A 13,869-nucleotide genomic window follows, 5' to 3' on the forward strand; every position below is an offset into this window, starting at 1 on the left:
CCATGAGTCACACCGTCATGCAGTACCTCCTCGCTGCGATCGTCGTCCTCCCCCTCGCCGGCGCCGTCGCCGCCCTCCTCCCGGCCCCGCCCGGCCTCAAGGGCAGGAGCCCGGAGCAGGCCGTGCTCCGCCACGGCGTCACCGTCACCGGCGCCGTCCTCGCGCTGAGCATCGCCCTCGCCGCCGGCTTCGACCACGGCAGCCCGGCCCGCATGCAGGCGACCACCGACATCAGCTGGATCCCGGCCCTGAACATCCGGATCCACCTGGGCGTGGACGGCGTCTCGCTCCCCCTCCTCGTCCTGACCGCGCTGCTGACCTTCCTCTGCGCGCTGTACAGCTACTTCAAGCAGCAACATCAGCGGCTGACGCCGCGGGCGTCGGGCCCGTCTCCCAAGGCATTCGTCGCGCTGCTCCTCGTCCTGGAGTCCGGCACCCTCGCGACCTTCGCCGTCCTCGACCTGATGCTGTTCTTCCTGGCCTTCGAGATGGTGCTCATCCCGATGTACTTCCTCATCGCCCGCTGGGGCGGCGAGGGCAGGGAGCGCGCCGCCTGGCGCTTCATCCTCTACACGCTGCTCGGCTCCGTCGTGATGCTGCTCGGCCTCCTCCTGGTCGGGATCAAGGGCGGCACCTTCGACATGGTGGCACTCGCCACTGACAATGGATCGAAGCTCAGCCACACCACCCAGCTCGTCGCGGTCCTCGCCATCGGCATCGGACTGGCCGTCAAGGCCCCCATGTGGCCCCTGCACAGCTGGCTGCCCGACGCGCACACCGCCGCCCCGACCGTCGGCTCGGTCCTCCTCGCGGGCGTGCTGCTGAAGATGGGCACGTACGGGTTCGTCCGCATCGTCCTGCCGATCGCGCCGGACGGCGCGCACACCTTCGCGCCCTACCTCGCCGCCTTCGCGGCCGTCGGCATCATCTACGGCTCGCTGGTGTGTCTCAGCCTCGCCCGCAAGGGCGCCAAGGGTGACTTGAAGCGCCTCATCGCGTACTCTTCCGTCGGCCACATGGGCTTCGTCCTGCTCGGCATCGCGACGCTCACCCCCACCGGGGTCAACGGCGCCCTCTTCGCCAACATCGCCCACGGCCTCATCACCGGCCTCCTCTTCTTCCTCGTCGGCGCGGTCAAGGACCGCTACGGCACCAGCGACCTCGACGCCCTCTCCGGCCGCACCGGCGCCGCCCTCTACGGCAAGGCCCCCCGCCTCGGCGGCCTCCTCGCCTTCGGCGCGGTCGCCTCCCTCGGCCTGCCCGGCCTCGCCGGCTTCTGGGGCGAGATGCTCGCGATGTTCGGCGCCTTCCGCCCGGCGGAGGGGCTCAGCCGCCCGGCGTTCCTGACGTTCATGGCCCTGGCCGGCTTCGGCACGCTCCTGACGGCCGCCTACATGCTCGTCGTCGTCCGCCGCGTGTGCATGGGCGGCGACGGCGGCAGCACCCGTCCGCAGACCGCCGGCGCCGCGGAGAACGCACCCACCGACGTGCTGTCCTACGAGTTCGCCGCCTGGACCCCCCTCGTCGCCCTCACCGTTCTCGCCGGACTCTGGCCCGCGGCCCTCCTCGGCCTCACCGACCCGGCCGTTCAGCAGCTCCTCCGAGGAGGCAACTGATGGGCTCCCTGATCCAGTCCGTCGACTGGCTCGCCATCGCGCCGCCCACCGTCACGGCCGTCGTCGCCCTGGTCGTCCTGGTCGCCGACCTCTTCCTCCCCGAGGGCCGCAAGCCGCTCCTCGGCCGGATCTCCGTCGCCGGGCTGCTGCTCGCGGGCCTGTCCCTGCTGTTCCTCCTCGACGGCGACCGCTCCACCTTCTGCCTCACGGGCGTCTCCGGCCGCGACGCGTGCAGCTACACCGCCGACCACTTCACGCTCGTCATCCAGCTCCTGGTCCTCGGCGGCGCCCTCCTGACGGCCCTGCTGTCCATCAGCGCCGTCCGCGACCAGCGACTCCCCGAAGGGGAGTTCTGGTTCCTGCTGCTGTCCTCCGCGGCGGGCGCCGCCCTGCTGCCCGCCTCCCGGGACCTCGCGACGCTCGTCGTCGCCCTCGAAGTGGCCTCCCTGCCGGCCTTCGCCCTCGTCGGCATGCGCCGCGGAGACCGCCGCTCCTCCGAGGCGGCCCTGAAGTTCTTCCTGTCCTCGGTCACCGCGACCGCCGTCACCCTCCTGGGCGTCAGCTTCGTCTACGCGGCCACCGGCACCCTGCACCTCACCGAGGTCGCCGCGAAGCTCGCCGACGTCGACCCCCGCCTCGACACCCTCGCGCAGGCGGGCGTCGCCCTCACCCTCGTCGGCTTCGCCTTCAAGACCGCGGCCGTGCCCTTCCACTTCTGGGTGCCCGACACGTACGTGGGCGCGCCGCTGCCCGTCGCCGCCTACCTCTCGGTGATCGGCAAGGCGGTCGGCTTCACCGGCCTCATCCTGGTGACGGTCGTCGCCTTCCCCTCGTACGCCGAGGTGTGGGCGCCGGCCCTCGCCGTCCTCGCCGCGCTGACCATGACCGCGGGCAACGTGGCCGCGCTCCGCCAGCGCCCCGAGCGCGCGCACAGCGCGGTGCGCCTGCTCGCCTGGTCCTCCGTCGGCCAGGCGGGCTACCTGCTCGTGCCCATCGCCGCCGCCGGCTACGCCGACGACCCCGCGCACGCCATCGGCTCCACCGTCGCGTACGCCCTGATGTACGCCGCCGTGAACCTCGGCGCGTTCGCCGTCGCCGCCCTGGTGGCCCGTACGAGCCCCCGCAACCGCATCACCGACTACCGGGGCCTCTACGCCCGCCGGCCGCTCGCCGCGCTCGCCATGGGCTTCTTCCTGCTCTGCCTGGCGGGCCTGCCGCCCGGCATCATCGGCCTCTTCGCGAAGGTCACGGTCTTCCGCGCGGCCGTCGACGCGGGGCTGGGCTGGCTGGCCGTCGTCATGGCCCTCAACGTCGTGATCGCGCTGTACTACTACCTCCAGTGGACGGCGATCCTCTTCCGCCCGGCGGAGGAGGCGGCGGCGGAGACTCCGGCACCCGTACGGATCCCGCTGCCGCTCGGCGCGGCCATCGCCCTCGCCGCCGTGGCGGGCATCGCCCTGTCGGGCGCCCCCCAACTGGTCCTCCGCTTCGCCTCGGGAACGCTCCTCTAGGGCCCGCGCAGGGCCTGCTCAGGACCTGCGCGCCGCGGTCCGGGGCCCGGCGGGCCCCGGAGGCGCCCGCCGGGACCGGCGCGTACGCCGCTGTCCGCCGGACGGGCGACCCGCGCGCAAGGGAACCCGGCGCCTTCGTCTGGCGTTGACCGGTCAGGAAGGTTCCACTGGAGACTCCACCGCGAGTCGAAGCGCGAGCGAGTGGACGCACGACAGCGCAAAGGGTTCCCCTGCCGCACCACTTGGAGGGCGTACCGTGCACCGCCGGCACAACGGGCTCAGGACCGCAGTCCTCCTCGGGGGGCTGTCCGCACTCATCATCGTCATCGGCAGCCTCTTCGGGCGGGCGGGCCTGATCATCGCCGTCCTGGTGGCGCTGGGCACCAACGCCTACGCCTACTGGAACAGCGACAAGCTGGCCCTGCGGGCCATGCGCGCCCGCCCCGTCAGCGAGTTCGAGGCCCCGGCGCTCTACCGCATGGTCCGCGAGCTCTCCACGGCCGCCCGCCAGCCCATGCCCCGGCTGTACATCTCGCCGACCGACGCCCCCAACGCCTTCGCGACCGGCCGCAACCCCCGCAACGCCGCCGTCTGCTGCACGGACGGCATCCTGCGCCTCCTGGACGAGCGCGAGCTGCGCGGCGTCATCGGCCACGAGCTCAGCCACGTCTACAACCGCGACATCCTCATCTCCTCGATCGCGGGCGCGCTCGCCTCGGTGGTGATGTTCCTGGTGAACTTCGCGTGGCTGGTCCCCTTCGGCAGATCGGACGACGACGAGGGCCCGGGCATCGTCGGCATGATCATGATCATGCTGCTGGGCCCGGTCGCGGCGTCCCTCATCCAGCTCGCCGTCAGCCGCTCCCGCGAGTACGAGGCCGACGCCTCCGGCGCTCGCCTCACGGGCGACCCGCTCGCCCTGGCCTCGGCGCTGCGCAAGCTGGAGGCGGGCACGCAGCGCCTGCCCCTGCCCCCCGAGCCGCGCATCGAGACCGCGAGCCACATGATGATCGCGAACCCGTTCCGCGCGGGCGAGGGAGGCATGACCAAGCTGTTCTCCACGCACCCGCCGATGGGGGAGCGCATCGCTCGCCTGGAGCAGATGGCGGGCGGCCACCGGGACCGGTGACCGCCCGGCCTTCCTGCCGGCCTTCCCGCTGACCCTCCGATCCTCTGACCGGCCCTCTGACCGGTCAGCCGATGGGGAAGCCGTTGTACGTCCCTCCCTGGCAGACCAGCACGACATCGAAGTCGTCCCCGATCGTCATGCCGACCGTCCCGCCCCCGCCGAAGCACTGCGTGGGGCTCACCTCCGTGGACGTGGGCAGGACGGGGAGGGGCGGCAGGGGCGGAGGCTCGGGGTCACCGGCCCGGGCGACCCCCGCGCCGAGTGTTCCGGCGAGCACCACGGCGGAAACGGCAGCGCCGAGGGCATGTCGCGTACGTATGCGCATGGCGGGCTCCTCACGCTCTCGCGTGTCGGCCGGACGGCGGACACGGCGGACAGCCCACGATGACGGCGAGGCCGGTCCGGGGCACGCGGCGTTAGGCCGTACGGGGGACGCGCAGGTCTTCCCCGTTCCTGGCAACCGCAGGTCAGAGGCCCTGCGTCCCACTCGCTGAGGGCTACGACGCGTGGGAGGCTGTTTTCATGAGGTTCATCCTGAACATCATCTGGTTGATCTTGTGCGGGTTCTGGATGGCGATCGGGTACGTGGTCGCCGGCCTGATCTGCTGCGTACTCATCGTGACCATTCCGTTCGGCATCGCGTCGTTCCGGATCGCGAGCTACGCGCTCTGGCCGTTCGGCCGGACGACCGTGGAGCGGCGGGACGCGGGCGCCGGGTCGCTGATCGGGAACATCATCTGGTTCGTCTTCGCGGGCTGGTGGCTGGCCCTGGGCCACATCGTCACCGGCGTCGCGCTCTGCTGCACGATCATCGGAATCCCGCTGGGCATCGCGAACTTCAAGCTGATCCCGGTCTCGCTCTTCCCGCTGGGCCGCGAAATCGTCCCGACGGACCAGGCGTTCGCCGGCTACCGCTGAACCGGCGGCAGGCAAAGGTGGGTTGAAGGCGGGTTGACGGCCCGCGGGCTACAGCGACCGCAGCGACCGCAGGGTCTCCTCGGCCTCGGGAGTGAGGACGAGGGGACCTTCGCCGTGCGTCCACACCGCGCGGATGTCGAGGCGCCGGAAGCGCCAGCCCCCGGCGGTGCGCACGACCTCGCCCGCGAACGTGCCGCCGACGGTGAAGTGGTCCCCGGGGTTGGATCCGCGGACCGCGCGGGTGGAGGCCAGGTGGACGTGGGTCATCAGGGCGTTCCAGCGCACCGTGGCGCGGTCCCCGGCGATGTCCATGACGTAGTTGGTGCCGATGTGCTGCGTGCGCTCGAACTTGGCCATGGTGGCCGCCTGGGAGGCGGCCAGGCCGTCGATGCCCTCCTCCGTCCCGACCGGCGAGGTGATCCGCACGTCCGGCGTGAACAGGCCGCGGGCCCAGGCGTCGTCGAAGCGGCGGGCGTCGAGGCTCAGCAGGTAGCGGTCGATGAGGTCCGTGAGGGCGGCGCGGTCGGCGAGGGCGTCGATGCGGTCCTGGAGGCCGGTGGTCCCGGTGGTGAACTCCGGTGCGGTGAGGGTCATGGCGGCGCGCTCCCTGGGTCGGTGGACGGGCCCGCCGCGGGCGGGCCGGCCGTACGCAGAAGACGCTAAAAGCTCGACATAACTTGAGGTCAAGCCCGCCGGACGAACGAACTCCGGGAACGCCGAAGGCGGCGCCGGAAGGGATCCCTTCCGGCGCCGCCTTCGGTCTGACTGCCGTCAGCCGTCGTTCCCGGGTCAGCGGTAGTTGACGAACTGGATCGCGAAGTCCAGGTCCTTGCCCTTGAGGAGGGCCTGGACGGCCTGGAGGTCGTCACGGCTCTTGGAGCTGACGCGCAGCTCGTCGCCCTGGACCTGGGCCTTGACGCCCTTGGGGCCCTCATCGCGGATGATCTTGGCGACCTTCTTGGCGTTCTCCTGGGAGATGCCCTCCTCGATCGAGGCGAAGATCTTGTACTCCTTGCCGGAGGCCTGCGGCTCGCCCGCGTCGAGGGACTTCAGCGAGATGCCGCGCTTGACCAGCTTGGTCTCGAAGATGTCGAGAACCGCCTTCACCCGCTCCTCGGCGTTGGCGCGCATCTCGATCTTCTCGCCGGACCAAGCGATCGAGGCGCCCACGCCCTTGAAGTCGTAGCGCTGCGAGATCTCCTTGGCGGCCTGGTTGAGGGCGTTGTCGACCTCCTGCCGCTCGACCTTCGAGACGATGTCGAAACTGGAGTCGGCCATATTGAGTTGGCTCCTCGTACGTAGATCCATCGGGGGGTGCGGTCCGGGCTGCCACCGGCTCGGGGCCGGCGGCGGACCGCCCCGTCAGCCTAGCCACCCTGGGCCCGTTCGCACGGGCGATGAACCGAGTGGCGGACCACCCCAGGTCATCGGGTATGGTTTACGTCGTTGCCCCGGCGCGAATCGAAAGAGAGCCCGAGGTAGCACCCCATGGCGGTGTGCCCGAGTGGCCAATGGGAGCGGACTGTAAATCCGTCGGCTTAGCCTACCCAGGTTCGAATCCTGGCGCCGCCACGGAATGAGGCCCCTGACCTGAAAAGGTCAGGGGCTTCTTTCGTTTTCCGCCCCGCCCTTCAGCCGTTTCCCGCCCGGCCCCTCACTCCTCCGCCGCGGCCTTCACCGCCTCCGTCACCGGCGTGTCCCCGCCGATCAGCTCCAGCGTCCGCCCCGCCGTCCCCGGCTCGTCCAGCAGCGCCACGAGGACCGCCGCGACGTCGTCCCGGGTCACCTCGCCCCGCCCCGTGGACTGCCCGAGCGCCACCCGGCCCGTGCCGGCGTCGTCCGTGAGCCGCCCCGGCCGCAGGATCGTCCAGTCCAGGCCGGCCCGCGCCCGGACGTCCGCGTCCGCCGCGCCCTTCGCGCGCAGGTACGCGGCGAAGACCGGATCGGTGCCCTCCGGGGGCTCGCGGTCGGCGCCCATGGAGGAGACCACGAGGAAGCGGCGGACGCCGGCCGCCTCGGCCGCGTCGGCGAAGAGGGAGGCCGCCCCGCGGTCCACGGAGTCCTTGCGGTCGATGCCGCTGCCCGGCCCCGCGCCGGCCGCGAAGACGGCGGCGTCGGCCGACTCCAGATGCTTCACCAGATCCGCCACGGAGGCCGACTCCAGGTCGCACACGACCGGTTCGGCACCGGCCGCCAGGAGGGCGCCGGCCTGTTCCGGCCTGCGGATGACGCCCGCGATCTCGTCCCCGCGCGCGGAGAGCAGCCGCTCCAGCCGCAGCGCGATCTGACCATGTCCACCAGCGATGACAATGCGCATGATCCGACCGTACGCCGATCACCGGAATCCGACAGAGGGCCTCGCCGGGCCCCGTCCCCGACCCCGCGTCAGGACGGCTCGCCGCCGCCGCGCGAGGACTGCCGGGGCAGCTCCAGGGCCGCGGCGGCCGAGCCGTCGCAGTACTCCCGCACCGCGCTCGTACGGGCCACGACGCGGCCCTTGTGCACCACGAGGCGGCTGTAGGCCATCGACAGCACGCCCTCGACGCGCTCGCCCCGTACGGCCAGGAGCTCGGCCGGGAAGCCCGCCTCCACCCGCACCCGCGGCAGCCCCATGGCCGCCCGGGCCCACCCGCTGACCGCCTCGTACGCCTCCTCGGGCCGCAGCTCGCCGTGCGAGGCCAGCAGGTACGCGGCCTCCAGGGGATCGCCGCGCCCGACCGGATTGGCCGCGTCGCGCAGGGCGCCGCTGCCGGCCGCCACCCGCACCCCCGCCGCCCGCAGCAGCCGCACCGGGGCGCAGCGCGAGACGCGGGCGCCGCGCTGCTCCAGCGTCCCGCAGTCCCCCTGCGGCAGGCAGACGACGGTCACGCCGGCCGCGGACAGCTGCTCGGCGGCGCGCACGGCCAGGTCGCGGGGGAGGCGGGCGAGGCCGCCGCAGGGGCCGAGGGTGACGCGGGGGCGCAAGCCGCCGGCCATGGCGGCCAGCCGGGCGAGCCGGGCCGGGTCGGAGCCGTCGGTGTGCAGGTCGACGGGGCAGCCGTGGGCGGCGGCCAGGTCGAGGGCGGCCTCGGCGAAGCCGGCGGGGTCGGGGTCGAGGTCGGGGCAGCCGCCGACGGCCGCGCCCATCTTCACGGCGTCCCGCAGCTGGGCCAGCCCGTCGGCCCCGGCGGCGCCGGTGAGCAGCCGGGGCACGGCGACGGCGGTGAGGTCGGTGAGCCCGCGCAGGGCCCGCCGGGCCTGGAGCACGGCCTCCAGCGAGCGCAGCCCCTGCACGTCGCCGATGCGCACGTGGCAGCGCAGGGCGGTGGCCCCGTGCCCGAGCTGGAGCAGCGCGGCCTCGGTGGCGCGCCGCTGGACGTCCTCCGCGGCGTACGAGACGGGTTCGTCGGACTCGGCGGTGAGCGCGGTGGCGCCGTGCGCGTGCGGCTCGGCGGGCGCGGGCAGCAGCAGATAGCCGCTGAGGTCCACGCGCGGACCGGGCGCGAGGCTGCCGGCGGTGCCCACCGCCTCGATGCGGCCGCCGCTCAGCCGCACGTCCACGGTGCGGCCGTCGGCGAGGCGGGCGCCGCCGAGCACGAGGGCGCCGTCGCCGGGCGCGGCGGCGGGCCGGGGAGCCTCGCCCCCGGGGTTCGCCGGGGGCTGCGGCTGGCTGTCGGGCATCGCGCTCCTCCGGGGGCCGGGGCGTGCATGATCACGCAGCAGGTCCGAGCGTAGGGCGCGGCAGGAACGGCTTCGAGCAAGCGACGAATAGTCGTACTGGTGTGGTGCGAGAAGGCTTCCGTGGCGCCGTCGCGGGCGCCGTCCGGATACGGATTTCACCTTCGGCGGCCAACCGTGTAATGTCTTCCTCGCTCGCCCCAATAGCTCAGTCGGCAGAGCGTCTCCATGGTAAGGAGAAGGTCAACGGTTCGATTCCGTTTTGGGGCTCTGGTGTGAGAGGTTCCCCGCCTTCGGGCGGGGAGTCCCTCCCACATCAAAGCGGTGTAGCTCAGTCGGTAGAGCAAGCGGCTCATAATCGCTGTGTCACCGGTTCAAGTCCGGTCACCGCTACACGTAGTAGCCGATTGTGGGGTCGGTCCTCCGATCGGCTACTCTTGTCTGCGTTAAATCCGTCCATATCCGTCAAGGAGCACTTCACGTGGCTGCCACCGACGTCCGCCCGAAGATCACGCTGGCATGCGTGGAGTGCAAGGAGCGGAACTACATCACCAAGAAGAACCGGCGCAACGACCCGGACCGTCTTGAGATGAAGAAGCACTGCCCCCGTTGCAACTCGCACACCGCGCACCGCGAGACGCGATAACAACAAGGCTCGTTCGCGAGGCCGTCCCCATTCACCGGGGGCGGCCTCGCGGCGTATCCGCCACCGTTCACCACTGCCGCAGGAGGTACCGGGCCATGGCGCTCGACCAGTCCTTCGTAGGGCGGACCTATCCGGCCACCGAACCGTACGAGGTCGGCCGGGAGAAGATCCGCGAATTCGCCGAGGCCATCGGCGACACCAATCCGGCGTACACCGACCCGGAGGCCGCCAAGGCGCTGGGCCACCCGGACGTGATCGCCCCGCCGACCTTCGTGTTCTCCGTCACGTACCGGGCGGCCGGCGCGGTCGTGAACGACCCGCAGCTGGGCCTGGACTACTCGCGCGTCGTGCACGGCGACCAGAAGTTCGCCTACGTCCGCCCCGTGCGGGCCGGCGACCGCCTGTCGGTGGTCTCCACGATCGAGTCGATCAAGTCCCTCGCGGGCAACGACGTCCTGTCGATCCGCGGCGAGGTCCGGGACGAGCACGGCGAGCACGTGGTGACCGCGCACACGACCCTGGTGGCCCGCGCGGCCGAGGAGGCGTAGATGACTGCCCGGATCTCCTACGACGAGGTCGAGGTCGGCACGGAGCTGCCGGTCCGCTCCTTCCCGGTGACGCGCGCGGACCTGGTCCGCTACGCGGGCGCCTCGGGCGACTTCAACCCGATCCACTGGAACGAGAAGTTCGCCAAGGAGGTGGGCCTGCCGGACGTGATCGCGCACGGCATGTTCACCATGGCCGAGGCGGCGCGCGTGGTCACGGACTGGGCGGGCGACCCGGGCGCCGTCGCCGAGTACGGCGTGCGCTTCACCCGCCCGGTCGTCGTGCCCAACGACGACGAGGGCGCGGTCATCGAGGTCAGCGGCAAGGTCGCGGTCAAGGATGACGAGAACCGCACGGTCCGGGTGGACCTGCTGGTCAAGAGCGGGGGCCAGAAGGTCCTGGGGATGTCGCGAGCGGTCGTACGCCTCGCCTGACGGGAGGGCGCCGCGCAGAAGCCGGCGCCCTCTCTCTTTGACACTGGAACTAAGTAATCACTAACTTACTTTCATGGTCAGGATGAGCGCGGAGGAACGGCGCGAGAGTGTGATCCGCGCCGCGGTCACGGAGTTCTCGCGAGCCGGGTACAAGGGCACGTCCACGGAGGCGATCGCACGCCGCGTGGGCGTCTCGCAGCCGTACCTGTTCCGGCTCTTCCCCACCAAGGAGGCGATCTTCCTGGCGGCGGCCCGCCGCTGCCTGGAGGAGACCCGCGAGGTCTTCGAGAAGGCCGTCGAGGGCGCGCCGCCCCGTGGAACGCTGCAGGCCATGGCCGCGGCCTACGACCACCTCATCGCCGAGGACCCCGAGAAGCTCCAGATGCAGATGCAGATCTACGTCGCGGTGGCCTCGGCGGAGGCGGCGGGGGAGCACGAGTTCGGCAGCTCGATCCGCAAGGCCTGGATGGAGCTGTGGGACGGGGTGCATCTGGCGCTCGGCGGGGAAGCGAAGGAGACGACGCTGTTCCTGGCCAAGGGGATGCTGATCAACACGCTGGTATCCCTGGGCTTCCCGCCGGACCACAGGACGTGGGCAGGCTTCTAAAGAGAAGCCCCGCAAGCGGGCCCTTGCACCGTGCCAAATTAGTGATTGCTCACTTAACAAATCTGGGGGGATCTTCGTGCGATCCAAGGCCGCTTGGGCCCTGGTCATCACCGGCGTGGCGGGCTTCATGGCCGCGCTGGACAACCTGGTCGTCACCACGGCCCTCCCGGCCATCCGCCAGGACCTCGGCGGGGCGCTGGAAGACCTCGAATGGACCGTCAACGCCTACACGCTCACGTACGCGGTCCTGCTCATGTCCGGCGCGGCCCTGGGTGACCGCTTCGGCCGCCGCAAGCTCTTCGTCGCCGGCCTCACGATCTTCACCGCGGCCTCCGCCGCGGCCGCCCTCGCCCCCGGCATCGAGGCCCTGATCGCCGCCCGGGCCCTCCAGGGCGTGGGCGCCGCCATCACGACGCCGTTGTCCCTCACCCTGCTCACCGCGGCCGTCCCCGCCGCCCGCCGGGGCGTCGTCTACGGCATCAAGGGCGCCGTGGACGGCCTGGCCGTGGCCGGCGGCCCGCTGATCGGCGGCACGCTCACCGAGCACCTCTCCTGGCAGTGGATCTTCTGGCTCAACGTCCCGCTGGGCCTGGCCCTCATCCCCCTGGCCCGCCTCCGCCTCCAGGAGTCCCACGCCCCGGACGCCCGCCTCGACGTCCCCGGCACGCTCCTCGTCAGCGGCGGCCTCTTCGGCATCGTCTACGGGCTGGTCAACGCGAACTCGCACGGCTGGACGAGCCCCCAGGTCCTGACGGCCCTCATCGCGGGCACCGCCCTCATTGGAGGCTTCATCCACCACGGCCTCCACGCCAAGCACCCCGTGCTGCCCCTGCGCATCTTCGGAGTCCGGGCCTTCGCCGCCGTCAACGCCGCGAGCGTCTTCATGTTCCTGGGCATGTTCGGCTCGATCTTCCTGCTCAGCCAGTTCCTCCAGAACGCCCTCGGCTACTCGCCCACGCAGGCGGGGCTGCGCATGCTCCCCTGGACCGCGATGCCGATGATCGCGGCGCCGCTCTCCGGCTACCTCGCCGACCGCATCGGCAGCCGCCCGGTCGTCATCACCGCCCTAGCCCTCCAGGCGCTGGGCCTGGCCGACTTCGCCCTCATCACGAGCCCAGACATCTCCTACGCGGCCCAGCTCCCGGGCCTGATCGTCAGCGGCATCGGCATGGGCCTGTTCTTCGCCCCCGCCGCGAACCTGACCATGTCCAGCGTCCGCCCGGCGGAACAGGGGATGGCCTCCGGCGCGAACAGCGCTCTGCGCGAGGTGGGCGGGGCGCTGGGCGTAGCCGTCCTGGCCGCCCTCTTCTCGGCCCGGGGCGGCTACGGCACGGCCCGGACCTTCGCGGACGGCCTGATCCCCGCGCTCTGGGCGGGCGCGGCGGCGGTGGCGCTAGGGGCACTGGCGGCAACGCTGATACCCACCCGGACCGCGACGCGGCAGAGCGCCTGAAGCCGGCGCGGCGGGGGGTCATGCCCACCCGCCGGCCCATCACGGAAGCCGCAGAGGCGCTGCACCGGGATGCCGCAGGGATGGACGAACGGAGGGGGCCGGGGGCGCAGGGGTGGGGGTCCGGGGCGCTGACGTGTATTTGCGGGTCCGGCAGGAGAAGAGGGCGGGATCACGGCGCCGGGGGCGGGCCCGTAAATATGCGGCCCCGGACCCCCACCCCGGAGCCCCCGGCACCCGGCCCCGGACCCCACCGCTCAGCCCACCCGTACCCTGGTCGAGTGCAGGAACGACACGACGCCCCCCTCGCCCCCCTGACCACCTTCAGGCTCGGCGGCCCCGCCCGCCGCCTGATCACGGCGACCACCGACGCCGAGGTGATCGCCGCCGTCCGCGAGGCCGACGAGACCGGAACCCCGCTGCTGATCATCGGCGGCGGCAGCAACCTCGTCATCTCCGACAAGGGCTTCGACGGCACCGCCCTGCGCATCGCGACGACGGGCTTCACCCTCGACGGCACCGCCCTCGAACTGGCCGCCGGCGAGAACTGGTCCGACGCCGTAGCCCGCACCGTCGAAGCCGGCCTCGCCGGCGTCGAGTGCCTCGCCGGCATCCCCGGCTCCGCGGGCGCCACGCCCATCCAGAACGTGGGTGCGTACGGCCAGGACGTCGCGCAGACGATCACGGAGGTCGTGGCGTACGACCGCCGCACCGGTGAGACGGTCACCATCCCGGCCGCCGACTGCGCCTTCGCGTACCGGCACAGCCGCTTCAAGGCCGACCCCACCCGCTACGTCGTCCTCCGCGTCCGCTTCGAGCTGGAGGACGCGGACGGCCTGTCCGCGCCCATCCGCTACCCCGAGACGGCCCGCGCCCTCGGCGTCGAGGCGGGCGACCGCGTGCCCGCGGCGCAGGCCCGCGAGACGGTCCTCAAGCTGCGCGCCGGCAAGGGCATGGTCCTCGACCCCGAGGACCACGACACGTGGTCGGCGGGCTCGTTCTTCTGCAACCCGATCCTCACCACCGCCGAGCACGCGGCGTTCCTGGCCCGCGTGGCGGACCGCCTCGGCGCGGACGTGGCGCCGCCCGCGTACCCGGCGGGGGAGGGCTTCATGAAGACGTCCGCGGCCTGGCTGATCGACAAGGCGGGCTTCACGAAGGGGTACGGGGCGGGCCCGGCGCGCATCAGCACGAAGCACACGCTTGCGCTGACGAACCGGGGCGAGGCGACCACGGAGGATCTCCTGGCGCTCGCCCGCGAGGTCCGTGCCGGGGTTCACGAGGCGTTCGGTGTGACGCTGGTGAACGAGCCGGTCACAGTGGGCGTGTCGCTGTAGGGCGGGGCAGCGGGCCGG

At 72.2% G+C, this 13,869-nt stretch carries 15 protein-coding genes and 3 tRNA genes; 13 read left to right on the top strand and 5 right to left on the bottom strand.

Annotation, left to right across the window (positions count from 1 at the left end; translation table 11 throughout):
• Positions 1–2 precede the first annotated feature (2 nt).
• From D7231_RS18155 to htpX, 3 genes are all read left to right on the top strand, one after another.
• Entirely contained in the window at positions 3–1,616 is a 1,614-nt protein-coding gene (locus D7231_RS18155) for a complex I subunit 4 family protein (RefSeq protein ID WP_120756536.1), read from the top strand.
• Entirely contained in the window at positions 1,616–3,127 is a 1,512-nt protein-coding gene (locus tag D7231_RS18160; RefSeq protein ID WP_120756537.1) for an NADH-quinone oxidoreductase subunit N, read from the top strand. Before D7231_RS18155 ends, D7231_RS18160 begins: the two co-directional genes overlap by 1 nt.
• 256 nt (positions 3,128–3,383) lie before the next feature.
• Complete coding sequence (htpX, locus tag D7231_RS18165; protein WP_120756538.1) at positions 3,384–4,256, top strand: zinc metalloprotease HtpX; 873 nt, start codon at positions 3,384–3,386, stop codon at positions 4,254–4,256.
• A 64-nt stretch (positions 4,257–4,320) separates the two neighbouring features.
• Here the strand turns inward: htpX and D7231_RS18170 are convergent, their stop codons facing one another.
• Positions 4,321–4,581: a hypothetical protein gene (locus D7231_RS18170; protein ID WP_120756539.1), complete on the bottom strand. Its 261-nt coding sequence runs from the start codon at positions 4,579–4,581 to the stop codon at positions 4,321–4,323.
• A gap of 197 nt (positions 4,582–4,778) precedes the next feature.
• Between D7231_RS18170 and D7231_RS18175 the strand changes: the two genes are divergently transcribed.
• On the top strand, positions 4,779–5,174 hold the full coding sequence (locus D7231_RS18175; RefSeq protein ID WP_120756540.1) for a YccF domain-containing protein: 396 nt from the start codon (positions 4,779–4,781) through the stop codon (positions 5,172–5,174).
• 48 nt (positions 5,175–5,222) lie between these two features.
• Here D7231_RS18175 and D7231_RS18180 read toward each other — a convergent pair whose 3' ends face one another.
• Together D7231_RS18180 and D7231_RS18185 are read right to left on the bottom strand one after the other, a co-directional pair.
• On the bottom strand, positions 5,223–5,768 hold the full coding sequence (locus tag D7231_RS18180) for a nuclear transport factor 2 family protein (RefSeq protein WP_120756541.1): 546 nt from the start codon (positions 5,766–5,768) through the stop codon (positions 5,223–5,225).
• A 195-nt stretch (positions 5,769–5,963) separates the two neighbouring features.
• The gene (locus D7231_RS18185) at positions 5,964–6,452 is read right to left on the bottom strand and encodes a YajQ family cyclic di-GMP-binding protein (RefSeq protein ID WP_030368439.1); all 489 of its coding nucleotides are present in this window, start codon (positions 6,450–6,452) and stop codon (positions 5,964–5,966) included.
• 212 nt (positions 6,453–6,664) lie between these two features.
• Between D7231_RS18185 and D7231_RS18190 the strand changes: the two genes are divergently transcribed.
• Positions 6,665–6,746: transfer RNA gene (locus tag D7231_RS18190), tRNA-Tyr, on the top strand.
• Positions 6,747–6,828: 82 nt separating this feature from the next.
• On the opposite strand, the gene D7231_RS18195 is transcribed toward D7231_RS18190, so the two are convergent.
• Both D7231_RS18195 and D7231_RS18200 read right to left on the bottom strand, forming a co-directional pair.
• Positions 6,829–7,491, bottom strand: a complete 663-nt coding sequence (locus D7231_RS18195; RefSeq protein WP_120756542.1) for an NAD(P)H-binding protein — start codon at positions 7,489–7,491, stop codon at positions 6,829–6,831.
• A 68-nt stretch (positions 7,492–7,559) separates the two neighbouring features.
• Entirely contained in the window at positions 7,560–8,834 is a 1,275-nt protein-coding gene (locus tag D7231_RS18200; RefSeq protein ID WP_120756543.1) for an amidohydrolase family protein, read from the bottom strand.
• A gap of 194 nt (positions 8,835–9,028) precedes the next feature.
• Between D7231_RS18200 and D7231_RS18205 the strand changes: the two genes are divergently transcribed.
• The 8 genes from D7231_RS18205 to D7231_RS18240 all read left to right on the top strand — a co-directional run bounded on the left by D7231_RS18205 (position 9,029) and on the right by D7231_RS18240 (position 13,851).
• Positions 9,029–9,101: transfer RNA gene (locus tag D7231_RS18205), tRNA-Thr, on the top strand.
• A 50-nt stretch (positions 9,102–9,151) separates the two neighbouring features.
• A tRNA-Met gene (locus D7231_RS18210) sits at positions 9,152–9,224 on the top strand.
• 88 nt (positions 9,225–9,312) lie between these two features.
• Positions 9,313–9,477, top strand: a complete 165-nt coding sequence (gene rpmG, locus D7231_RS18215) for a 50S ribosomal protein L33 (protein WP_006604855.1) — start codon at positions 9,313–9,315, stop codon at positions 9,475–9,477.
• A 95-nt stretch (positions 9,478–9,572) separates the two neighbouring features.
• On the top strand, positions 9,573–10,025 hold the full coding sequence (locus D7231_RS18220) for a MaoC family dehydratase N-terminal domain-containing protein (RefSeq protein WP_120756544.1): 453 nt from the start codon (positions 9,573–9,575) through the stop codon (positions 10,023–10,025).
• Positions 10,026–10,457, top strand: a complete 432-nt coding sequence (locus D7231_RS18225; RefSeq protein WP_120756545.1) for a MaoC family dehydratase — start codon at positions 10,026–10,028, stop codon at positions 10,455–10,457. It abuts the gene before it with no gap.
• Between the two features lie 73 nt (positions 10,458–10,530).
• Positions 10,531–11,064 (top strand): TetR/AcrR family transcriptional regulator, encoded by a 534-nt coding sequence (locus D7231_RS18230; protein ID WP_120756546.1) that lies wholly within the window; start codon positions 10,531–10,533, stop codon positions 11,062–11,064.
• 127 nt (positions 11,065–11,191) lie between these two features.
• The gene (locus D7231_RS18235) at positions 11,192–12,517 is read left to right on the top strand and encodes a DHA2 family efflux MFS transporter permease subunit (protein WP_120756809.1); all 1,326 of its coding nucleotides are present in this window, start codon (positions 11,192–11,194) and stop codon (positions 12,515–12,517) included.
• Between the two features lie 278 nt (positions 12,518–12,795).
• Entirely contained in the window at positions 12,796–13,851 is a 1,056-nt protein-coding gene (locus tag D7231_RS18240) for a UDP-N-acetylmuramate dehydrogenase (RefSeq protein ID WP_120756547.1), read from the top strand.
• Positions 13,852–13,869 lie beyond the last annotated feature (18 nt).

This window comes from Streptomyces klenkii, from assembly GCF_003626645.1.
Classification (GTDB): Bacteria; Actinomycetota; Actinomycetes; order Streptomycetales; family Streptomycetaceae; genus Streptomyces; species Streptomyces klenkii.